This is a genomic window from Streptomyces sp. NPDC107517 (assembly GCF_055582645.1).
The window spans coordinates 1-21,178 of record NZ_JBVJPM010000014.1 but is presented as its reverse complement, the minus strand read 5'-3'; the positions used below and the strand labels follow the sequence as shown (position 1 = coordinate 21,178).

Genomic DNA, 21,178 nt, shown 5'->3' with positions numbered 1-21,178 from the left:
ACCATGTTTACCAAGGTGGACGGGCCCGTCCGGCTCGCGGACCGCGTCGCCGCGATGCTCGCGGACGAGATCGAGTCGGGGCGGCTGACCACGGGCGACAAGCTGCCGACCGAGGTGGAGCTCGTCAAGCAGCTCGGCGTCAGCCGCACCGTGATCCGCGAGGCCGTGTCCCGGCTGGCCAACGCTGGCCTGGTCGAACCGCGCCAGGGGCGGGGCGTCTTCGTCCTGCCCCGGCGCACCCGGCCGCTCGACCTCGAAGCCGACACCACCAGCACCACCGACACCAAGGCCAAGGTGCTGCAGATCGTCGAGGTCCGCCGCGCCATGGAGGGCGAGGCGGCCGAGCTCGCCGCCACCCGCGCCACCGCCGCCGACCACGCCCGGATGCGACAGGCCCTCGACGCGATCGACGCGGCGGTCGCGGCCGGCGGCGACGGCGCCGACGAGGACCTGGCCTTCCACCGCTCCATCGCGGAGTCGACCGGCAACCCGGTCCTGGTCTCCACCGTCCGCTACCTCGGCGAGGTCTCCCGCAGCGGCATCCGCGTCACCCGCGCCAACGAGGCCCGCCGGGGCGACTTCTTCGACGCGGTCCGCGAGGAGCACCACGCCATCCTGGCCGCCATCGAGCAGGGCAACGCCAAAGCGGCCCGCACCGCCGCCCGTCGCCACCTCAAGCACGCGGCGGCCCGGCTCCAGAAGGCGGGCCCCGAGTTCTGGAACGCGGCGCAGGACCTGGGCGTGGAGCTCGACGCGGCTCCGTAATTCCCAAAGGGGCCCATCCCATTGACGTCGCCCACTTCGTGCCCAGGCGACCCGGATCCCGGGCTCATCGCTCCGCGGCGAACAGCCGTCCCGTCTGGGAAACGAGCAGCTCAAGCGGGCGCTCTCCCCATCCGCGTTCGCCGCCCTGGGTGAGCCGGCATCGCGTACCCCTGCGCCAGGAAGCCCGCCCAGCGCAAGCACCGCGCCCAGGCCCTGCTCTGCCTCGCACGACGTCAGGCCGACGCCCTCTTCGCGATGCTCCGTGACGAAGCCTTCCGCGAACGCCGACCCGCCAGGTCAGGCCGAATCGCCGAGGGCCCGCCGCGCTTCAGCCCACAGCCGCTCGAACTCCTCCGCGGACTTCTCGCCTGCCTCAGGCTGGTCCTGCCAGCCGTCCATGGGACCTTCGGCGAGGACGCCGTACCGCTCTTGACAGCTGCCCATCGCCGCGCGATCGGCATGATCGCTTTGGTCAGCACCTTCTGGGACGCTGCGTTCTGGCGGGCCGTGGCCGCCCGCAGTGTGCGCAGCCCGTGCTGGGCCGCCGCCGGCCCACAGCTCCCGGACGGTCGCGGTCGCCACGCCGCGTCCGGCGACGTGCTGCGCGACCCGGTGGCCGAGTTCCGCAGCGTGGCATGCCGGCGGTCCGGCCTCTGTTTACGGCGAATGCGAGCGTCGTAGAGCAGATATGCCCCATATCGGTGCGAATGTTATCGAATGACTTCCTTGCCGAAAGCCGCGCAGCCGTTCATCGCCCAGCAGCAGGCAGAGCTCCGTGGCCGCCTTCCGTTCTCCGACCTCCAGGACTTCGAGGATGCGGCGCGTGGTCTGATCGCCCGCCGGGTGCCCAATGCCGTCCACGCCGACAGCGGGCAGGTGGTATGGGACAACGACACGTACACCTTCCTCAAGGGCGACTCTCCCGACACCGTGAACCCGAGCCTGTGGCGCCAGTCCCAACTGGTCGCGGAGCAGGGCCTGTTCGAGGTGATCGACGGCATCTACCAGGTGCGCGGCCTCGACCTGTCGAACATCACGTTCGTCGAGGGCACCACCGGCGTGATCGTGATCGACCCGCTGATCTCCACGGAGACCGCCGCCGCGGCGCTTGCCCTGTACCGCGAGCACCGCGGTGAACGCCCGGTCACCGGCGTCATCTACACGCACTCGCACGTCGACCACTTCGGCGGCGTCAAGGGTGTCACCACCCAGGAGGACGTCGACGCCGGACGCGTTCCCGTCATCGCACCGCAGGACTTCACCGAACACGCCGTCGCCGAGAACGTGTACGCGGGCACCGCCATGGGCCGCCGTGCCGCGTACATGTACGGTGCGGCGCTCGATCGCGGCCCGCAGGGGGCGGTCGGTGCCGGGCTGGGCCAGACGACGTCGACCGGCAGCGTCACCCTGATCCCGCCGACCCTGATCATCACCACGACGGGGCAGGGGGAGACCGTCGACGGGGTCCGCATGGTCTTCCAGATGGCCCCCAACACCGAGGCGCCCGCCGAACTGCTCATCCACTTCCCCGACTTCAGGGCGCTGTGCACCGCCGAGGACGCCACCCACACCCTGCACAACCTGCTGACCCTGCGGGGCGCCGTGGTCCGCGACCCGCATGCCTGGTCGCACGCGCTGACCGAGACGGTCGACCTGTTCGGTGAGACGACCGACGTCGCGTTCGCCTCCCACCACTGGCCGACCTGGGGGCAGGAACGCGTCGTGGCGTTCCTGGAGAGCCAGTGCGACCTGTACGGCTACCTCCACGACCAGTCGCTGCGCCTGATCAACAAGGGCTGGACCGGCATCGAGATCGCCGAGCATCTGCAGCTGCCGCCCTCGCTGGAGAACGCCTGGCACACCCATGGCTACTACGGTTCGGTCAGTCACAACCTCAAGGCCATCTACCAGCGCTACATGGGCTGGTTCGACGGGAACCCGGCGCACCTGTGGCAGCATCCGCCGGTCGAGGCGGGCAAGCGCTACGTCGAGTTCATGGGCGGCGCCGACGCGGTGGTCGACAAGGCCCGCGGCTCGTTCGAGGCGGGCGACTACCGGTGGGCGGCCGAGGTGCTCAGCCACGTCGTCTTCGCCGAGCCCGACCACGCCGCGGCCCGCGCACTGCTCGCCGACACCTTCGAACAGCTCGGCTACGGCGCGGAGAACGGCACCTGGCGAAACTTCTACCTCTCCGGGACCACCGAACTGCGCGAGGGCCAGTTCGGCACACCCACGGTCACGGCGTCGGCCGACATCGTCGCGCACCTCACCCCCACCATGCTCTTCGACGCCATCGCCATCCAGATCGACGGCCCCAAGGCGTGGGAGGAGAGGCTCACCTTCGACGTCCACCTCACCGACGTCGACGAGCGCTACCGCCTCCGTCTGCGCAACGGGGTGCTCAGCTACACCATCGCGCCCCAGAAGACGGCCGCCGACGTCACCCTCAGCGGCACGGTCCACGCGTTGTCCGAACTGGCCGTCACCGGGCTGACCCCGGAGGGCCTCGACCGGGCGGGCGTCAGGGTCGAGGGCGACGAGTCGGCGCTCCACCGGCTCACCGCCGTACTCGACCCCGGCGACCAGGACTTCCCGATCGTCACACCCTGACGAACGGCCGCAGGACATGCGTCCCCTCGCGTCGCCGTCGCACCCCCTGGCCACCCGTAAGCCGTGCGGCGCGACGCGGTGGCGACGCGCATGCCCGAGCGCCACGGGGAGCACACCCATGACCGACAGCCGGCCCGCCACGAGCGCGTCATCGCCGGACGAGGCCCCCGACTCCGGCCGCCCCACCCCGCCTGACATCAGTCTCGCTGATCGGCGCAGCGGGCAGCGCTGCGAGCGTGCCTCCACGGGCCGATTTCCGCCCCCGGGAAGGCTGGCGTGCGGGCCCCCAGATCTGGCCCCATGCTGGAAGGACGGGTGAGTCAACCGAGGAAGTGGTGGGGATGCAGACCGTTGTGGACCTCACGCGCTGCCAGGGCTACGCGCAGTGCGTCTTTCTCGCGCCGGAGGTATTCGAGCTGCACGGCGAGGAGGGGCTGCTGTACGCCGCGGCCGTCCCCGACGACCAGGTCGAGTACGTGCGCCAGGCCGCGGCGGCGTGCCCGGTGCAGGCGATCCTCCTCGGGGAAGAGGTGAGCGGCGGTGCCCGGTGACCTCAAGGACGGCCGCATCGTCATCGTCGGAGCCTCGCTGGCCGGGCTCAGAGCCGCGGAGGCGCTGCGCGAGGAAGGTTTCACCGGCTCGCTGACCGTGGTCGGGGACGAACCCCACCCGCCCTATGACCGGCCACCCCTGTCCAAGCAGGTGCTGCTCAGGGGGACGACAGCAGACACCACCGGGCTGCCGATGCGCCGGGACCCGGACGCCGAGTGGAGGCTGGGCGTACGCGCCACCGGCGTGGACCCTCTCGCGAAACAGGTGCTGCTGGACGACGGCGAACCGCTGCCGTACGACCGGCTGCTGATCGCCACCGGGACCCGTGCGCGGCCCTGGCCCAACCAGGAGGAGGGCTCCCTGGACGGCGTATTCACCCTGCGCACCCGCGAGGACGGCGCAGGGCTGGCCGAGCGGCTGGCCGCCGGGCCGGAGCGGGTGCTGGTGATCGGCGCCGGCTTCACCGGCTCGGAGATCGCCTCCGCCTGCCGGGAACTGGGGCTGGAGGTCACGGTCGCCGAACGCGGCCCCGCGCCCCTGGTGGGCGCGCTCGGCGGCACCCTCGGGAAACTCGCGGCCGCCATGCAGCGCAATAACGGCGTCGACCTGCGCACCGGGGTGACGGTCACCGCCCTGCACGGGAACGGCACCTTCACCGGTGCCGACCTGTCCGACGGCAGCCGCGTCGAAGCCGATGTCTGCGTCGTGGCGCTGGGCGCGATCCGCAACGTCGAGTGGCTGGCGGACTCCGGGCTGGCGGCGGGCCCGCGCGGGATCGCCTGCGACGCCGGCTGCCGCGCCTTCAACATGTACGGGATCGTCACCGACGACGTCTTCGCGGCCGGTGACGTCTCCCGCTTCCCGCACCCGCTGTTCGGCTACCAGATGCTCTCCCTCGAGCACTGGGGCAACGCGGTCGAGCAGGCCGAGGTGGCGGCCCACAACATGGTCAATCCGGGGCCGTTGCGGCGCCCGCACCTGGCCATCCCGACGTTCTGGTCGACCCAGTTCGGGCTCAACATCAAATCGGTGGGCGTGCCCACCTACTCCGACCACGTGGTCATCGCCCAGGGCACTCTGGAGGCGCGCCGCCTGGCAATGGTCTACGGCTACCAGGGGCGGGTCACCGCCGCGGTCACCGTCGACATGGCCAAGTCACTGGACTACTACAGGCACCTGATCGAGACGGCCGCGCCGTTCCCGCCCCCACCCGGCGCGGCGGACCGCCCGCTCGCGGCCGACGTGCCGATCCCCTCCGATGTGCCGGATCCTTCCGGGCTCTCCCACGGCCCCACCGTGGCGCTCACCGGATACCTCCCCGACCGCCGGCTCACCGTGGTGCACCCCATGCGCTGACGCGCTGCCCGTCCCCCGCCACCTGCCCGTCCACTTGTGATTGTGAAGCCCCGTGGACGCGGCGCCCTCCTCCCTCACACTGCAAGGGCATCTCCAGGAGGACGCCGGGGAGCGGACGCCAGTAACGGTCTGGCACTCATCCTGGCCGGGGTCCGTTTCGCCGCCGCGCTCACGCTGGATGGCCTCGCGGACGCCCACTCCCTCTCGATCCGCCCCACACGCCTGCTCGGCACGGCGGCGGCGACCCGGGTGGTCCGGTGCCCCCATGCCCCCTTGCCCCCGCCGAGCGGGGCGATGTGAACCGCATCGCCGCCCATGTCACCGGCGCGCTGGGGACGGGGGCTACGCGGCGGAATACGTAACAGGAGAGGCAGCCGACCTTCTCGGTGTCCAAGGACGGCCGCGGGGCACCCCGTCGGCAGGCGGCCGACCAGGTGCCCGGCGGGTCCAGCGCCTCCATGTGCCCCTCGATCGAGGGGACAGGCAGCAAAGACCTAACTGGAACTGTCCGTTGCCCAGGTGCCCAGGGCGATCTCGGCGGTGATGCCGGGACCGAACCCGGCTATCAGGCCTTTATGGCCCTCGAGAGCCGACTGCTCCTCAAACATGCGGTCGAGGGCGTCGAGCACGACTGCGCTGGCGATGTTTCCGTACTCGGTGAGTGTGGCCCGACTGAAGCGAAACGCTTCGGACGGTATGTCGAGGCAGCGGCTCAGGTCGTCCAGGATGCGTGGCCCGCCGGCGTGCACGATGTAGAAGTCCAGTTTGCCGACGTTCCATTGGTGTTCTTCCGCCAGCGCGCGCAACGCGGGGCTGAGGGGCTCCATCGTCTTCGGCACCCGCTTGTCGAGCTGGAAGTGGAAACCGGTCGAGCGGACCGCGTAGGAGATCCAGTCTTCGGTGTGGGGTATGAGGTACGAGCCATTGCGCTCCAGGCGCATTCCGGTGCCGCCGCTGCCCCGCACGACGACGGCGGCTATGCCGTCACCGAACAGGCCGTTGGAGAGCAGCGAACCCACACCGATGTCACCCGGCTGATAGCACAGTGAGCAGAACTCGCAGGCCACGATCAGGACGTTGGCGTCGGGGTATGCCGTGCAGAAGTCGTGTGCCCTGTTCACGGCCGCTCCACCTGCAGCGCAACCGAGTTGGGCGATGGGCAGCTGTCGTGTCTGCGATTTGAAGCCCATGGTGTTGATGAGCCACGCGGTCAGCGAGGGCATCATGAACCCGGTGCAGGACACGTAGATAATCAAGTCGATGTCCGGGGGCTCGAGTTGAGCCTGGTCCAGTGCACGCTGAACCACGTTCGGGACGCGGGCCTTGGACTCCCTCTCATAGATGGTGCTGCGCGCATCCAGGCCCGGATGCTGGAGGACCACATCGATGGGCTGGATCAGATGCCGCTTCTGTACCCCGGTGTTCTCGATCAGGCTCAGCGCCAGGTCGAGTTGCGGATGGTCGTGGTGCAGCCTCCGCGCGAGTTCGAGGGTTTCCTCATTGGTGATGACGTGTTCGGGTATCGCGATTGCCGGCTTGCACAGAACTGCCATGGGAGTGACTCCTTGCAGTCGTGGCCCCGGGCGCGGCCGGGGCCGGGGCTGAGAATCAGCGCTCGGAAGGGAGCCCCTACGGCCCTGGGCGCTCGAAGACGGCGCGCACGTGGAATACCTGAGGGGAACACGGTCGACCGGACCGTCCCGAAATGCGTCCCGGCCGGGCGGCAAGGCCTGACGGAATCGCCGCCGCTGGAGTTGGCCAGCGCATTCCAAATTACGCCAGATGGATCACCGCCGCACGTCGGACCGCTGCTCCCCGCCGTCGGCGTGAGCAGGGCGAAGCCGCCGTCCTCGTCGGCTTCGGACGACCGCGTGGGGTCACCGCCCCCGGGTGCCGCTCATGCTCGCGGTGGCGCCGAGCGGGGCGCGCAGTGTTGCGCGCGAGAGGTGTCCCCGCTCGGTCCTTAGGCCGCGTGCCTGCCTGTCACCAGGTGACGGGCAACGCGAGTGGATAGCGCCAGATCGATGTCGCGTTCCATTGCAGTTCTTCGGCGGGCTTTGCCAGCGCGAGGCGAGGGAAGCGCTCGAAGAGCGTTCCGAGGGCGATTTCGATCTCCGCGGCGGCGAGCGGTGCGCCCAGGCAGTGATGGGCGCCCCAGCCGAAGGTCATGTGAGGCGGGCCGGAACGTTCCAGGTCCACCTCGTCGGGGCGGTCGAACTTGCGTGCATCCCGGTTTGCGGTCAGGTAGGAGACGTGCACGATGTCGCCCGCCTGAATCGTCACCCCGCTCAGGACCACGTCTTCCATGGCCACCCGGGGGATACCGACCCCCTTGCGGAAGGGGATGAAGCGGAGCAGTTCGTTGATCGCCCCGGGCAGCGACTCGGGGCGCTCACGGATGGTCGCAAGCAGATCGGGCCTGGTGAGCAACAGGTAGGTCAGGTTGCCGATCTCGTACGTCGTCGTATCCTGCCCTGTGATCAGCAGGACCATGGCCATGACGGCCAACTCCTCATCATTGAGGATCTCGTCGCCGTCGCGGGCCGTCGCCAGCACGCTGATCAGGTCGTCACCGGGATTCCTGCGGCGCTGCGCGGTCAGCGTCGCGAAGTAGGCGCGCAACTCGGCCTTCGCCCGAACCGCGGCGTCCCGGTTTCCGGCCCCGACATCCATCATCGTCCGGGCGTGGGCGCGCAGCTGTGCGTGGTCCGCCTCGGGGATCTCCAGAACCTCACAGATCGTGATCAGAGGCAGCGGTCCGGCAAGGTGCTCCATGATGTCGGCGGGTGTACCGTGCCCCGCCATCTGGTCGAGCAGCTCGTCGACGACCTTCTGAGTACGCAGCCTCATGCGTTCGATGTGCGCCGGGGCGAAGCCCTTCGACACAAGGCTGCGCAGGCGGCTGCCGGCCGGGGGGTCCATGAGATTGATCGCCTCGGACTGCACGATCGGCTCGGGTGTCATGCGCGGGAAGTCACGGCCGGCGACAGCATGACGGCTGAAACGCCGGTCGGTGGTCACCGTCCGGACGTCGTCATAACCGGTGACGAGCCATGCCGTGCCCTCGCCGTAGGGCAGCCGGATCCGGGAGACAGGTCCCTCGTTCATGAGTTGTCTGAGCACCGGATCGAACTCGAGGGCCTCGGCAAAGTCGAAGGGACATTCCCGAGCGTCGGAACCGAGGGTCATGCGGACCTCCAGGTGAGTGGCATCTACTGCTGCTCTGGACCCGACAGCCGTTCCCCACCCACCGGCCGGCCACACCCGGATACACCCGCACGCACCCGGATACGCCCGCACGCACACGACAGTTCACCCACGCCACTCACGGCAGATCTGATGCGGGCGTGACACTTGGAGACAACTCCCGGGGAACCGAGTGGGGATCCGAGGGACCCACGCTGCAGCTCTTGTCTCGTTCCTGCACGGAAGGTGAAGATCCCACAGACACCGGATCAGGGTGATCACGGGCGGGGTCTGTCGTACGCCAGCCTTCCCTCACCGCCAGGGACGCCGGTCGCCGGATCCGCGCGGACCTGCTCATCCCCGACGCGGGCACCGGGCGCCTGCTCCACACCCTGCGGCTGCCGGCCATGACGGCGCGGGACGACGGCGACGGCTTCATGACGCCGGACGTCCGCGACATCGCCGACGGGGCGGTGAGCATCAGCTGGCGAGTCGGGGAGGGCGGAATGCTGGTCGCCACGGACTGACCCCTCCCGACAGCCCACACCCCGCCATCACGCCGCCCCTTCTGTCGCCCTCTGGAACGGCATGGAAGAACCCGCCTCGGACCACACATCACTGACTGGTCGACAGTGAATCGCGACCGGCACCACCGACGGCGACCGACCGGCATCCGGACGGGTCCGGTGGACGTCACTGGCCGCTGAGGTACCTGCCGTACGCGAGCGCGCTCGACGGGGAGGGCAGGCCCAGCTCGGCGGGCGTGAACGCGGACGAGCCGTTGACGCTCGCCCGGGGCAGCAGCCACACCCCGCCCGAGGCGGCGTTCTCGCCCGGAGAGCCGACCGCCATGTCCGCCCTCCCGTCGTGGTCGTAGTCGCCGGTGGCGACGGCGGCACCGAACGCGTCGGCGGCTTCAGCGACACCCGGCACGCGCGGGGTGTCCTGCTGGAACCCGACGGAGTGACCCTCGCCCGACGCGTCGACGAGGCCGGTCGGGCTGCCGAACAGGAGGGTCGCGGCGCCCGCGCCCGAGCGGGTACCGATCGCCTCGCCGGGGGCACCGGCGATCAGGTCGTCGCGGCCGTCGTGGTCGATGTCGGCGACGGCAAGGGCGGCACCGAAGTGGTCACCGTCCTCCGCGATGCCCGCCACGCCCACCGTGTCCTGGTTCAGGGTCTGCCGGCGGAACCCGAAGCTGCCGGGCGTTGCGTTGCCGTAGTGGACGTGGATGCCGCCGCCCTTGGCCAGTTCCTCGGGGCCGCACGGGTCGTCGATGTTCTCGTCGGCGATCTCACGGCACTCGCCGAGGGCCAGGTCGTCGTGGCCGTCGCCGTCGAAGTCGCCCACGGCGAGGGCGGAGACTCCGGCGTTGTCGGTGTTCCAGGTGTTGGCCATGGCCTGCTCGGTCGCGTCCCAGGACCACAGGCGAACGTGGGACTGGGTGAAGGGCGTCTTCGTCCAGTACCCGATCGCGAGATCCGCCGTGCCGTCCTCGGTGAAGTCACCCGTGGCGAGGATGGGGGCATGGCCTCCCATGGGTGCGGCGACGACAGTGGTGACCATGCTGTCTTCGCCCTGGGCGACACGAGCGACGACCTTGTCCGTGCCGCCGATCACGATCTCCTTGTTGCCGTCGCCGGTCAGATCGGCTGCAGCGACCGATTTGCCGTACGCAGCCGACGCCGAGGGTCCGTCGAGGACGACGGACCCCGGGCCGTGGCCGCCCTTGCCGCCGCCCACCGCGATGACCATGCCCACGTCCTTGCCGCGGCCGGTGATGTCCTCGCCCGGGGCGCCGACGAGGAGCTCCGCGCTGCCGTCGCCGTTCAGGTCCACCAGAGCCACGGATCCCCCGAAGCGGTCGCCGGTCTCCGGTGTCCCCGGTACCTCGGGGGTGGCCTGGCTGATGCGGATGCTGCCGTGGGCGCCGATTCCCTTCGGGCCGCCCCAGACGATGTTGACGTAGCCGGCTCTCGCCTTGCCGCCGACCGTGCCGTCGGGCACGCCCACGGCGAGGTCCGCGTACCCGTCCCCGTTGAAGTCGCCATCGGTCCGCGTGGGAACAGAGGCCGAGGCCGGGAAGGGCAGCCCGGCGGCAGCCGCAGCGACGATGGTGGCTGCTGTGGCGTACTTCCGTATCCGTGTGCGCACGTGGGCTCCAAGAGGTCCGAGGTGTCCGAGGTGTGGAGTTCACCTGTGGGACATCCGAACGGCCCCCAGGGTTGTGCTGGTTCGGACTCAGGTGCGGGTCCGGCGTGCGGTCTCGGCTCGCGGGCTCAGGTGAGGGCGGCGACCAGCAGGGCGAAGGCGACGATGATGACGGCGACGCGGACGTAGTGCCAGCGGTCCCAGCGGTGCATCTGCTCTTTCCAGTCGGCGGGCCGGTTCTCGGGGGTCCACGTCTTGCCCCGGTTGTTGATCGGGACGAGCAGCAGGATCGACATGATCACGCTGAGGATCAGCAGCGCGCCCGCGGTGACAATGAGGCCGGCGCCCTGGTGGTGCCATCCGGCGATGGCCCAGACCGCGACGAGGACGAGCGAGCCGATGTACCAGAGCGGCATCACGGCGCCGAGCATCCGGCCCCCGTGGGCGCGGCCGAGTTGGCCACTGTCCTCGGGGAGCGCGTCGAGGATCCGGTTGATGACGAAGGCGACGGAGAACTCCACCCCCACCATCACGCCGACGACCACGGTGGTGACGACCTCGAGTGCATTGAGCATGACGACCCCTCTTTGGATCTAGCATTGCTAGATGATGAGGCAACGCTAGCCCTACTGCCGCTCGATTGTCTAGCGGTGCTAGGATCCGAATCATGTCGGTACAGGAACGCAAGGAGCGCGAACGAGCGAGCCGCGAGCGCCTCATCGTGGCCACGGCCCGCGAACTCGCCGAGCAGCAGGGCTGGGACGCGGTCACCACCCGCCGCCTCGCCGAGCGCATCGAATACAGCCAGCCCGTCCTCTACAGCCACTTCCGCGGCAAACGCGAGATCATCGGCGCCGTCGCCCTGCAGGGCGCCACCGAGATGGCCGTCGCCCTGCGGGCCGCCACCTCGGCCGCACGCGACCCGCGCGAGCGGGTCACCGCCCTCGCCCGCGCCTACCTCGACTTCGCCGAACGCAACCCGGCCGTCTACGACGCCCTGTTCCAGCTCGACGGCGGACTGGCATACGCACAAGAAGACACCCCGCAGCCGCTCAAGGACGCCTTCGCCGCACTGATGGAGACCCTCGGCGACGTCGCCGGTGACGGCGTCCACCCCGGACTGTTCACCGAGGTGTTCTGGGCAGCCCTGCACGGGATCGCAACCCTCACCCGGGCCGGACGGCTACTGCCGGAGGACGCCGCGCCGAGGGTGGAACTGCTCGTGGACCGGCTGCCCATGATCTGACACACCGTCCGACGGGCGGGCAACCGGTGTCTTCCGTCCCTGTTGCCGGCCTACGGCATCACTTCTGGTCAGTCGCGCTCACGCGGCAGAGCCGCAGATCGTCGCTCCCCGCGCCTCTGACGGGGCACCCGCTTCGGCAGCCGCGGCCGGAGAGACACCCCCAGGCCAAAGGTGAGGGCGCCGGACCAGACGTCACCTCTCTGCGCCAGTGGCGGAGCTGTCCCCCGGCGGTGCTCTTGCCTTGGCACATGTGTGGTTTCCGCATTCTCCGGTGACGGGCCGTTGACCGCCGCTCAGAGGTCGAGGACGACTTCACTCGTCGGTTGGCTGCAACAGACGAGGATCGTGCTGGGCTCGGGGAGTTCGAGGGGTGGGGTGGTGTAGGTGATGTCGCCTGCAACGAGGTGAGTGATGCACGTGTGGCAGACCCCGGTGCGGCAGGACCAGCGGGTGGGGACGTCGCAGGCTTCGGCGAAGTCGAGGAGGGATGCGTGAGCGGATGACCATGGTGCGGTGATGCCGCTGCGGGCGAAGGTGATGAGGGGGCCGGTGCCCGGGGGGCCGGGTGGTTGGTGCGGCCGGATCGCGGCGGTGGGTGTGACGCCGGGGTTGATGGCGGGGAGAGCGCTGAACTGTTCCGTATGGATCTGCTCGGGGCGCAGACCGTGATCGCGCAGGAAGCCGCTGAGGTCGTCCATGAAGGCGAGTGGTCCGCAGAGGTAGGCGTCAGCGTCCGTCGGGATGCCCGTGGCGCTGAGTGATTCGGCGGTCGGGCGGCCCCGGCTGATGTGGGGCTCGTCGGGATGCGGGATTTCGGCTGTGTAGTAGATGTGCTCGTGGGCGTTGGGGAGTTGGGCCAGGAGCGCCTCGGCCTCTTCCCCGAAGGCGTGGTGGGTGCGGTCGCGCGCGGCGTGGATCCACCAGACGGGGCGCGGGTCTCGTGTGGCGGCGAGCTGATGGAGCATGGCGAGCACGGGAGTTGCACCGATCCCTGCCGAGAGGAGGACGATCGGGCGGGTGCCTGCCTCCAGGACGAAGGTGCCGCGAGGGCCGGCGATGTCCACGAGGTCGCCGGGGTGGAGCGTGGCATGGATGTAGCTGCTGACTTTCCCGTGGGGCTCGCGCTTGACGCTGATGCGGTAGGTGCCGCCGGTGGGCGCGCAGGACAGGGAGTAGCTGCGCACCGCGGGGGCGCCTTCGGCGACGGCGAGACGGATGGAGAGATACTGGCCCGGGCGCGCCTCGGGCAGGGGGGTGCCGTCGGTGCTGGTGAGGTAGAGCGACGAGATGGTGGGCGTCTCGGGAACGACGCGGGCGACACGCATGGCCTTGAATCCGGGCCATCCCGGCTCATCTCTGGGTTGCCGGGTGCCGGCGCGTTCGCCCGGCCATCCCGGTTCCTGCTGGGGCTGCTGGGCGGCGGCGAGTTCACGGAAGGACTGCTGCCAGCCGGGGCTGAGTGCGGGGATGTTCAGTGCTTTGCGCAGCTTGGCGGGGTCGCGGTCGGGGAGGTAGAGCAGTGCGTCGGTTTCGGCGACGCTGAGTTCTTCGGGGCCCTTGCGGGTCAGGGTGATTTCATCGTCGGCCTGGACGCGCCCTTCGTTGATCACGCGCAGGTAGAAGCCGGGGCGGTGGTGGGCGACCAGGAGGGAGGCCATGGCGGGTTCGCCCAGACGCATGCCGACGCGATAGCAGGTGACGCGGGGCTGGGTGACTTCGAATTCGGCTTCGCCGATACGGTACCGGTCGCCGATGCACACCTCGTCGTCGAGCAGACCGTCGACAGTGAAGTTCTCCCCGAAGATGCCGAAGTTCAGGTCGTCGCGGCCGAGGTGCTTCTGCCAGTACTGGTAGGACTGCAGCTGATAGACGAGGACGGCTCGGATTTCGCCGCCGTGCCCGGCCAGGTCTCCTTGACCGTCTCCCTCGACGTTCAGCCGCCGGACCATGCGGGGGCCTTGGACAGGTGCCTTCCAAGCACCCGTACGGACCGTCCTGCCCTGCCAGGACACATCCTTGGGCATACCTGTGTTGACTGACAGCAGCGTCGCCATTGCGGACCTCCTGCGGGGTGGCCGGCTCGGGCAGCCCGTCATGGCGCTGTGATCTGCGCGTCAGGGCCGAGCCTGGTTCTCGCGCCGAAGCCGCCGCGATTCCGTGATCACGAATCCTGGTGCATTCGCTGAGATCCGGCGAACGGAGGGACCAATAGCCTTCCCGGCACTGCCGTCCGGGAGGATCGCTGACCGGGTCTGTTCACCGGCGCCGAACGCCTGCCGGAGGTGTTACTCGGCTGTGGCGTCGCGGGTGCGCTGGTAGTGGCGCCGAGCCTTCATACGGTTACCGCAGACGGCCATCGAGCACCAGCGGGCCTTGTTGGTCTTGCTGCGGTCGATGAGGAACCGCCGGCATTCCGGGTTGGCACACGGTCGAAGCCGTCCGGGCATGGCCTGCTGCACCACGCTCCACGCCATGACCGTTTCCACCGCCATCCGACGCTCCGCGGGGGCGTCCAGGTCCCACGACACTCCTTCAGCCGACAGGTGAGGGCGGGAGATGACGCCTTTCAGGAGCGGGGCCAGTGACGTGGCGGGCCGGCTGCCGCGCACCACGTCCTGAAGGGCATCGCGTGCCTGCACGAGGCTACGCAGCTCGTCCTCGCTGCCGGTGCCGCCGTGGGCCTGCTGCCAGGTTCTGGCCTCTTCCGGATCTGCCAGCTGGTCCTGGACGACGCCATTGACCACCGGCGTGCCGTTGAGGAGCTCCAGCAGTACGTCTTGCTGCTCTCGGCCGGTCACCCTCGCACCTCCTAACCGAATTGGTTCACCTGGCAGGTTATACGCGCGCACGCTCACCGTGCAGGCCGCCGGACCGCCGCTCCCCCGAGTAGCAGGCCGGCCCGGACACCTCGAGCCGGTCGGCCACGACAGCCCACAGAGCCGAGCCGACGCGGGCGGACACCGACCCCCTGAGCGGGCTTGAGGTGGGCGGTGCGCTGGCTGATGCCCATTGACGGGCGGAGGCTTGGGACAGGCTGACGCCCCGCCGCCCCTGCGCGGCCGCACCCCGACCCCAACTCAATCTAACCCCTGAATTCATCTTGACAGGTTAGGCCTCAGATGCTCGACTCTATATGTAACCAGTGAACCAAAGTAGAGAGGTTAGAGACATGGTCTCCGCAGTCCACCACCGCACCGCCACCGTCAACGGCCTTGAGGTCTTCTACCGGGAGGCCGGCAACCCTCAGGCGCCCGCCGTCGTGCTCCTGCACGGCTTCCCGACCAGCTCGCACATGTTCCGTCACCTGATCCCGGCACTCGCCGACCGCTACCACGTGATCGCCCCCGACCACATCGGGTTCGGCCAGTCCGCGATGCCCGACCGGCAGGACTTCCCGTACACCTTCGACTCCCTGACCGAGGTCACCTCCGGCCTGCTCCAGCAGTTGGGCATCGACCGGTTCGCGATGTACGTGCAGGACTACGGCGCTCCCATCGGCTGGCGGCTCGCCCTCCAGTCCCCGGACCGCATCACCGCGATCATCACCCAGAACGGCAACGCCTACGAAGAGGGCTTCGTCAAGCCCTTCTGGGACGGCGTATTCGCCTACGCCCAGGCCCCGGGACCGCACACCGAAGCCCCCATGCGCGGCGCCCTGACCCCCGAGATCACCCGCTGGCAGTACGTGAACGGAGTTGCCGACCCCAGCCTGATCAGCCCCGACAACTGGGTCCACGACCAGGCACTGCTGGACCGCCCCGGCAACGACGAGATCCAGCTTCAGCTCTTCCGCGACTACCCCACCAACGTGGACCTCTACCCGCAGGTCCATGGGTACTTCCGCGACTCCCAGGTCCCGCTGCTGGCGGTCTGGGGCGCGAACGACGAGATCTTCGGCCCCGCCGGGGCGGAGGCGTTCGCCAAGGACCTGCCCGACGCGGAGATCCACCTGCTCGAGTCCGGGCACTTCGCCCTGGAGAGCCACCTCGGGACCATCACCGAGCACATCCGCGACTTCCTGGCCCGCGTCCTCACCTGATGCGCAGGGTGTCGGGGCGGCTGTGCCGACGGCGCCGGGACATCGACGAGGTCAAAGGCCATTGCCCCCTCCCCCGACGAGCACCGTCCTCAGTTCATCTCGGCATTCCCAAACCTGGGATGGCACGCGGAAACCTGGGACCGCACGCGGAAAGACGCCAGGGCCGGGCCGGCAAGCCGTTCCCGTGCGCCGACACCTCCTCCTACGCGTTCGCCCGGGGAGGAAGCGCTTCCCCATGCCGGTGCATGCCCCGCCGCCAATCCCCGTGGTAGGAGCGGCTCGTGTTCGTGGGCTGGGTGATGGGATCTCAGCGTTCGTTTCATGTACCGAGGCTGTGGCCTGTGGGTCTTCAGGCCGCCTCATGGCGATGGCCACGTTCCTGTCTCAGGAACGTGGCCATGTCCTGGATCCCGGCCCGCGGCCAGCTACTGCGTGAGAACGAGCTGGCTGGTCACCGGGGCCGGCCCGGGCCCTGGGTCAGGCCGTGACGGCGACGGGGTGAGGCGGTGCCTCACGGCATGTCCCAGTTGATGGCGGCGCCGATGGCCGAGCGCCGCCCTGACCGGCCGGTACCGCCGAGGCCGGTGCCGTCGTGATCGGGGGGTGCCGGCCACTGCCCTCGACGAGGCGGGCCGGCGCCTGTCCTCGATGACGGCACACTGGCCGACACCGCCTACCCTCTGCTGACCGCCGGACGGCGCGGCCTCACTTCAGGTGCCGGGCGAAGAACTGGGCCGCGGTGTCCCCCGCGAACTGCGGGACGCCGGTGTGCCCGCCCATGTTGGCGTGCAGGGACTTCTCCTTGGAGCCGAAGGCGTCAAACAGGTCCAGGGCCGCCTGCCGGTCGTTCCCTTCGTCGTCCCACTGCAGCAGGACGTGCAGCGGAATGGTGACCTGCCGGGCCTCCTCGAACATGGCGCGAGGAACGAAACTTCCGGCGAACAGACCGGCGGCCACGATGCGCGGCTCGACCACCGCAAGCCTGACGCCGATGGAGATCACTCCTCCCGAGTACCCGACCGGACCGCCGATCTCGGGCAGCGACAGGAGGGCGTCCAGAGCGGCCTGCCATTCCGGGACCGCCCTGTCCACGAGCGGGAGGATGAGGGAGTCGACAATCTCGTCGCTGACCGGCTCGCCGGCCTGCATCGCCCGGCGCAGGTCGGCGCGGGCCCGGTCGAGGGCAGGCCAGCTGGGCCGATCGCCGCTTCCGGGGAGCTCGATGGTGGCCGTCGCGAAGCCGTCCGCTGCGGCGTGCCGGGCCCTGGCCACCAGCCGGGGGTACATCTTGCGCAGCCCGAGCGCGGGGTGGCCGAGCAGGATCAGCGGGACCGGTGCGGATGCGGACGCGGGTGTCCACAGGATACCGGGGATCTCGCCGAGGATGAATTCGCGCTCGAGGACGCCGTCGTCGAGGTGCTGTTCAGAAGTGAATTGCACGGTGGTGCCTTTCGGGAGGGCTCTTGAACGGCGCTCCCGGGCGACCTATCGCCCGACCGTGACCCCGGAGGGGAGCACCCATGTCGTCACTGCGTTCACGGGTACCACCTCCTCGCTCTCTCGCACGGCCTCCCGGAGATTAGCAGTGGTCGCCAGAGTCCGGCCAACGGGTTTTTGCGGAGGCTCTGTGACCCGATCCCACGGAGCCCGGAGCCACTCGCCTTGAGGCCAAGGCCGTGCAAGTCAAGGGCATCGGGCCTGTGTGGTGACGGTGTGGCAGGCCAGGACGTAGGAAGCGGAGGCCTGCCGTGCTCTTGCTCGGACGGAGCCCGCGTGCATGGAATCGGCTCGGATGGCGTCGGGAGTGCTTCACCATCCGAGCCGGTTCTCAGAGGGTGCTTGTCCTGCGTGTCAGGCCCCGTCGGGCGTGAGCTTGACCGGCACGGAACGGTAGTCGTTGCCTATGAAGGAGGACTGCGGCTGGAGTTCGGCGGGCTGGGTGGTCAGTTGCAGTCGCGGGAAGCGGTGGAACAGGGCGGGCAGGGCTACGCGGGCTTCGAGACGGGCCAGGGCGGCGCCCACGCAGAAGTGGATCCCGTATCCGAAGGCCAGGTGTCGGCGGTCTTCGCGGTCGATGTTGAACCGGTCGGGGTCGGGATTCACTTCGGGGTCGCGGCCGTGGGCACCGAAGCCGATCAGGATGAGGTCGCCTTTCCTGATGGTCAGGCTCCCTCCGAGGTCGATGTCGTCGGTCGCGTAGCGCAGTGGAAGGTGCATGATCGGCGGGTGCTTGCGCAGTGTCTCCTCGACGACGTCGTCCCAGCGACTCGGGTCCGCGAGGACCGCGGCGAGCTGGTCGGGGTGCTGGGTCAGTTCGACGACTGCGTGGTTGATCAGCGAGACCGCGGTCTCGCTCCCGGCTCCGATCATGAGGATGAGGGTGCTGACCAGTTCGTCCCCGGTGAGCAGATCGTCGCCTGCCCGCTGGGAGTCCAGGAGCACGCTCGTCATGTCCTCCCCGGGCTGGTCGCGCTTGTAGGCGATGAGGGTTTGCATCGCCTCGTACATCGCGTCGCGGATCTCGGTGGCCCGGTCGTCGTCGGCGCTGGAGTCCAGGACCGAGTCGATGACCTTGAGCATCTGCGGTCGCTGTTCCTCGGGGACACCGAACAGGTCGCATATCACGCTGGTCGGAACCGGATAGGAGAACGCGGAGCGCAGGTCGAGCCGGGCCCCGGGGCCGTACGTCTCCATCCGGTCCAGCAGCCGGGTGACGATGGCCTCGACGGCCGGCCCCATGGCCTCGATCCGGCGGGCCGTGAAAGCCTTGCCGACGAGGTTCTTCAACCGCTGATGGTCGTCACCGTCGGTGGTGAACATGCTGATCACGTCGACCCAGGCGGCAAGCCACGGTACGGCGAAGGGCCGGTAGCCGGGCCAGCTCTTGCGGGCGTCCTTGGAGACGCGGGGGTCGGCCAGCAGCTTGGTCACCACTTCTCCGCGGGTGACCGACCAGGCGATCAGGCCGGCGGGCATCTCGACGCGCGTTGCCGGGCCGGCCGCGCGTAAGTGGGCGGCCTGCTCGTACAGCTGAGTACCGGTGGTGTCCAGGACGGTCACAGTCATGCGGTCCCTCCACGGGATGAAGTGACGGCGAGCCCGGAGACACGCTGGGCTCGGAACGTAGCCTGCAACGCCACGGGTCAGCGGTGGAAGGGCCCGGGGCGGACAGGCATCTTGGAATGCGAGATGCGCACGTCCCACAGCTGGTCGAGGGCTGCTTCGATCACGGTCTGCACGATGACGCGCGGGTGGGCGAGCCGCCGCGACCCTCTTGGGCGCCGCACGCGAAATTCCGGCGGACCGTCGACGGACAGGTCCTCGATGCGACCCCTATGCCGGCGCCTGGAAGCCGCCGATGTGCTGCTCGAGCAGCTCGGCCAGTCGCAGCGGGGTGCGGTCCTCATACATCGGACCGATGAGCTGCGCTCCCACCGGCAGACCCTCGGGAGACCGGCCCGCCGGTACGGCGGTCGCGGGCAGACCGGGCATGGTGGGCAGACCGGCCCAGACGAGCTGGTCGAAGTACGGGTACTCGACGCCGTCGATGTCGATCCGGCGTTCCCTTGGATCGGGGTGGTGGTCGTGCGGAAACGCGGGAGTGGGCGTGATGGGACACACCACGGCGTCGAACTCGGCGAAGAGCTGCCTCCAGCCGTGGCGGTGGAGCTCACGACGGTTGTTCGCCTCGATCCAGTCGTGGTGGCTGGACGCCATGCCGCGCAGCCGCGCCGCATCGAGACTCTGGTCGTCCGCGCTCAGTCCGGCGGCGCGCGTCCGCAACTGCTCGTACGACTCGACGGGAAAACGTGCAACGGAACTCGAGAACAGCAACTGCGTGTAGAGCGCCGCGGCTTCGGTCAGATCAGGCAGCAGCGGACTGTGCCGCTCGACGCGGGCGCCGCCGTCGACAAGCGCGTCGGCCACCCGGTTCACGCCCGCCCGCACGGCGGATCCGCTCGGAATGAGCGGATGTGTGTCGAGGACCAGGACCCGGAAGTCGCCGAGCCGTTCATGGCGCGCGGGCGGCAGCGCCACGTCGTGCGCCACACCGAGCGTCAGTGGGTCCGGTCCGGCCATGACGTCGAGCAGGAGCGTGAGGTCGCGCGCAGTGCGTGCCATCGGGCCGACGACGGCGAGGTCGAGATCGGCCGGCAGGGCCGGCACGTGCGGCGGGACCATACCCCGGGTCGCCGCCAGCCCGAGTGTCGGCTTGTGTGCATAGACACCGCAGAAATGCGCTGGGGTGCGCAACGAACCCGCGAGGTCGGAGCCGATGGACAGCACGCCGAATCCGGACGCCAGGGCTGCCGCTGATCCGCCGGAGGATCCACCCGATGTGCGACCGTGATCCCACGGGTTATTGGTGGTGCCGTAGATCTCGTTGAAGCTCTGTATATCTTGCAGCCCCAAGGGCACATTGGTCTTACCGAGCACCACCGCGCCTGCGGACTTGAGCCGCGACACCTGCACCGCGTCCTCGGCCGGCATGTAGTTCCGATGCAGCGGCATGCCCCAAGTCGTGGGCAGTCCGGCGATGTTGTACGACTCTTTGACCGTCATCGGAATGCCGAGCAGCGGCCGGTCCTCACCGCGGGCGCGCGCCCGGTCGGCATCGCGCGCGGCGGCGCGTGCACGGTCGAAGTCCGGCACACAGATCGCGTTGATCGCCTTGTCGTCGCGCTCGATACGGGTGATCGCCTCGTCGGTCAGTTCCGCCGAGGTCACTTCACCGGCACGCAAAGCAGTCGCGAGTTTTTCGGCTGACTGAGAATTCCATTCCATGAATCCGACCGTATCGGCCACTGGGAAGAGCCACGAAATGCCGTTTCACGCAACGGGTTTGACGTCTCCATACACAGCAATACTCAGGAGCCGCAATACGGAACGCCCCCTCATACGAGGCCAAGGCCGCACTCGTCGCCCCACCTGCGAGACCCCGGCGACGCATACGCATCAGTTGCGCGGCCAGGCGGGCGGACCACACGGCCACTCCCCTGCAGGAGACCGCCCCTCCTTACGAGTTCGGGCTGCGAGGGACCCTCACCGAGTTCGCCACGCACACCGACCCCGCCACCCCACCGAACCGCACCGTCACCTTAAGTGAAGACGCATCGCCGGACAGTGCATCCACACTCATGACGATCCTGGGTCGATCCTGTGCAACTTTGCAGGCCGCGACAGAGATATCGGACGAGGCCACCCATCTCCCCGCCCACCCCCTCCCCACACCGTGATAACACGGAGTAATCAAAATCGAGGAGGGCTACGAC

At 69.2% G+C, this 21,178-nt stretch carries 17 protein-coding genes and 1 pseudogene; 6 read left to right on the top strand and 12 right to left on the bottom strand.

Annotated elements, in window-relative coordinates; genetic code table 11:
• Positions 1 to 3 precede the first annotated feature (3 nt).
• Positions 4 to 765 carry a FadR/GntR family transcriptional regulator gene (locus ACZ67T_RS28650; protein ID WP_469987877.1) on the top strand — a complete coding sequence of 254 codons (762 nt, stop codon included), beginning with the start codon at positions 4 to 6 and terminating at the stop codon, positions 763 to 765.
• A 297-nt stretch (positions 766 to 1,062) separates the two neighbouring features.
• Here the strand turns inward: ACZ67T_RS28650 and ACZ67T_RS28645 are convergent, their stop codons facing one another.
• Positions 1,063 to 1,209, bottom strand: coding sequence for a hypothetical protein (locus ACZ67T_RS28645; RefSeq protein ID WP_469987876.1), 147 nt, complete (start codon positions 1,207 to 1,209; stop codon positions 1,063 to 1,065).
• 20 nt (positions 1,210 to 1,229) lie between these two features.
• A pseudogene (locus ACZ67T_RS28640) lies at positions 1,230 to 1,395 on the bottom strand (GNAT family N-acetyltransferase); the annotation flags it as partial.
• Between the two features lie 87 nt (positions 1,396 to 1,482).
• Here ACZ67T_RS28640 and ACZ67T_RS28635 point away from each other — a divergent pair.
• The 3 genes from ACZ67T_RS28635 (at position 1,483) to ACZ67T_RS28625 (ending at position 5,283) form a co-directional block, all read left to right on the top strand.
• Positions 1,483 to 3,375 (top strand): alkyl/aryl-sulfatase, encoded by a 1,893-nt coding sequence (locus tag ACZ67T_RS28635; RefSeq protein ID WP_469987875.1) that lies wholly within the window; start codon positions 1,483 to 1,485, stop codon positions 3,373 to 3,375.
• 341 nt (positions 3,376 to 3,716) lie between these two features.
• Positions 3,717 to 3,926: a ferredoxin gene (locus ACZ67T_RS28630; protein ID WP_469987874.1), complete on the top strand. Its 210-nt coding sequence runs from the start codon at positions 3,717 to 3,719 to the stop codon at positions 3,924 to 3,926.
• A complete protein-coding gene (locus tag ACZ67T_RS28625; RefSeq protein WP_469987873.1) occupies positions 3,916 to 5,283 on the top strand; it encodes an NAD(P)/FAD-dependent oxidoreductase in 1,368 nt (455 codons plus the stop codon). Before ACZ67T_RS28630 ends, ACZ67T_RS28625 begins: the two co-directional genes overlap by 11 nt.
• A gap of 494 nt (positions 5,284 to 5,777) precedes the next feature.
• Here ACZ67T_RS28625 and ACZ67T_RS28620 read toward each other — a convergent pair whose 3' ends face one another.
• The 4 genes from ACZ67T_RS28620 to ACZ67T_RS28605 all read right to left on the bottom strand — a co-directional run bounded on the left by ACZ67T_RS28620 (position 5,778) and on the right by ACZ67T_RS28605 (position 11,195).
• Positions 5,778 to 6,836 (bottom strand): type III polyketide synthase, encoded by a 1,059-nt coding sequence (locus ACZ67T_RS28620; protein WP_469987872.1) that lies wholly within the window; start codon positions 6,834 to 6,836, stop codon positions 5,778 to 5,780.
• Positions 6,837 to 7,266: 430 nt separating this feature from the next.
• Positions 7,267 to 8,472, bottom strand: coding sequence for a cytochrome P450 (locus ACZ67T_RS28615; RefSeq protein ID WP_469987871.1), 1,206 nt, complete (start codon positions 8,470 to 8,472; stop codon positions 7,267 to 7,269).
• A 690-nt stretch (positions 8,473 to 9,162) separates the two neighbouring features.
• A complete protein-coding gene (locus ACZ67T_RS28610; RefSeq protein ID WP_469987870.1) occupies positions 9,163 to 10,623 on the bottom strand; it encodes an FG-GAP and VCBS repeat-containing protein in 1,461 nt (486 codons plus the stop codon).
• Positions 10,624 to 10,748: 125 nt separating this feature from the next.
• The gene (locus ACZ67T_RS28605) at positions 10,749 to 11,195 is read right to left on the bottom strand and encodes an anthrone oxygenase family protein (RefSeq protein WP_469987869.1); all 447 of its coding nucleotides are present in this window, start codon (positions 11,193 to 11,195) and stop codon (positions 10,749 to 10,751) included.
• Positions 11,196 to 11,287: 92 nt separating this feature from the next.
• Here ACZ67T_RS28605 and ACZ67T_RS28600 point away from each other — a divergent pair, with 92 nt between their 5' ends.
• Positions 11,288 to 11,866: a TetR/AcrR family transcriptional regulator gene (locus ACZ67T_RS28600; RefSeq protein ID WP_469987868.1), complete on the top strand. Its 579-nt coding sequence runs from the start codon at positions 11,288 to 11,290 to the stop codon at positions 11,864 to 11,866.
• 293 nt (positions 11,867 to 12,159) lie between these two features.
• On the opposite strand, the gene ACZ67T_RS28595 is transcribed toward ACZ67T_RS28600, so the two are convergent.
• Positions 12,160 to 13,920 carry an MOSC domain-containing protein gene (locus ACZ67T_RS28595; protein WP_469987867.1) on the bottom strand — a complete coding sequence of 587 codons (1,761 nt, stop codon included), beginning with the start codon at positions 13,918 to 13,920 and terminating at the stop codon, positions 12,160 to 12,162.
• A 231-nt stretch (positions 13,921 to 14,151) separates the two neighbouring features.
• On the bottom strand, positions 14,152 to 14,664 hold the full coding sequence (locus tag ACZ67T_RS28590; RefSeq protein WP_469987866.1) for a CGNR zinc finger domain-containing protein: 513 nt from the start codon (positions 14,662 to 14,664) through the stop codon (positions 14,152 to 14,154).
• Positions 14,665 to 15,035: 371 nt separating this feature from the next.
• Here ACZ67T_RS28590 and ACZ67T_RS28585 point away from each other — a divergent pair, with 371 nt between their 5' ends.
• Complete coding sequence (locus tag ACZ67T_RS28585) at positions 15,036 to 15,905, top strand: alpha/beta fold hydrolase (RefSeq protein ID WP_469987865.1); 870 nt, start codon at positions 15,036 to 15,038, stop codon at positions 15,903 to 15,905.
• A gap of 705 nt (positions 15,906 to 16,610) precedes the next feature.
• Here the strand turns inward: ACZ67T_RS28585 and ACZ67T_RS28580 are convergent.
• The 4 genes from ACZ67T_RS28580 to ACZ67T_RS28565 form a co-directional block, all read right to left on the bottom strand.
• On the bottom strand, positions 16,611 to 17,345 hold the full coding sequence (locus tag ACZ67T_RS28580; protein ID WP_469987864.1) for an alpha/beta hydrolase: 735 nt from the start codon (positions 17,343 to 17,345) through the stop codon (positions 16,611 to 16,613).
• 411 nt (positions 17,346 to 17,756) lie between these two features.
• A complete protein-coding gene (locus tag ACZ67T_RS28575; protein ID WP_469987863.1) occupies positions 17,757 to 18,971 on the bottom strand; it encodes a cytochrome P450 family protein in 1,215 nt (404 codons plus the stop codon).
• Positions 18,972 to 19,048: 77 nt separating this feature from the next.
• Positions 19,049 to 19,192 carry a hypothetical protein gene (locus ACZ67T_RS28570; protein WP_469987862.1) on the bottom strand — a complete coding sequence of 48 codons (144 nt, stop codon included), beginning with the start codon at positions 19,190 to 19,192 and terminating at the stop codon, positions 19,049 to 19,051.
• A gap of 46 nt (positions 19,193 to 19,238) precedes the next feature.
• Positions 19,239 to 20,690 (bottom strand): amidase, encoded by a 1,452-nt coding sequence (locus ACZ67T_RS28565; RefSeq protein ID WP_469988047.1) that lies wholly within the window; start codon positions 20,688 to 20,690, stop codon positions 19,239 to 19,241.
• Positions 20,691 to 21,178: the final 488 nt, after the last annotated feature.

Excerpts from the sequence above, each read along its gene's own strand:
- ACZ67T_RS28565 (WP_469988047.1), bottom strand. The coding sequence starts at position 20,690 with ATGGAATGGAATTCTCAGTCAGCCGAAAAACTCGCGACTGCTTTGCGT.
- ACZ67T_RS28595 (WP_469987867.1), bottom strand. The coding sequence starts at position 13,920 with ATGGCGACGCTGCTGTCAGTCAACACAGGTATGCCCAAGGATGTGTCC.
- ACZ67T_RS28615 (WP_469987871.1), bottom strand. The coding sequence starts at position 8,472 with ATGACCCTCGGTTCCGACGCTCGGGAATGTCCCTTCGACTTTGCCGAG.
- ACZ67T_RS28645 (WP_469987876.1), bottom strand. The coding sequence starts at position 1,209 with ATGGGCAGCTGTCAAGAGCGGTACGGCGTCCTCGCCGAAGGTCCCATG.
- ACZ67T_RS28605 (WP_469987869.1), bottom strand. The coding sequence starts at position 11,195 with ATGCTCAATGCACTCGAGGTCGTCACCACCGTGGTCGTCGGCGTGATG.
- ACZ67T_RS28650 (WP_469987877.1), top strand. The coding sequence starts at position 4 with ATGTTTACCAAGGTGGACGGGCCCGTCCGGCTCGCGGACCGCGTCGCC.
- ACZ67T_RS28630 (WP_469987874.1), top strand. The coding sequence starts at position 3,717 with ATGCAGACCGTTGTGGACCTCACGCGCTGCCAGGGCTACGCGCAGTGC.
- ACZ67T_RS28585 (WP_469987865.1), top strand. The coding sequence starts at position 15,036 with ATGGTCTCCGCAGTCCACCACCGCACCGCCACCGTCAACGGCCTTGAG.
- ACZ67T_RS28620 (WP_469987872.1), bottom strand. The coding sequence starts at position 6,836 with ATGGCAGTTCTGTGCAAGCCGGCAATCGCGATACCCGAACACGTCATC.
- ACZ67T_RS28600 (WP_469987868.1), top strand. The coding sequence starts at position 11,288 with ATGTCGGTACAGGAACGCAAGGAGCGCGAACGAGCGAGCCGCGAGCGC.
- ACZ67T_RS28635 (WP_469987875.1), top strand. The coding sequence starts at position 1,483 with ATGACTTCCTTGCCGAAAGCCGCGCAGCCGTTCATCGCCCAGCAGCAG.
- ACZ67T_RS28575 (WP_469987863.1), bottom strand. The coding sequence starts at position 18,971 with ATGACTGTGACCGTCCTGGACACCACCGGTACTCAGCTGTACGAGCAG.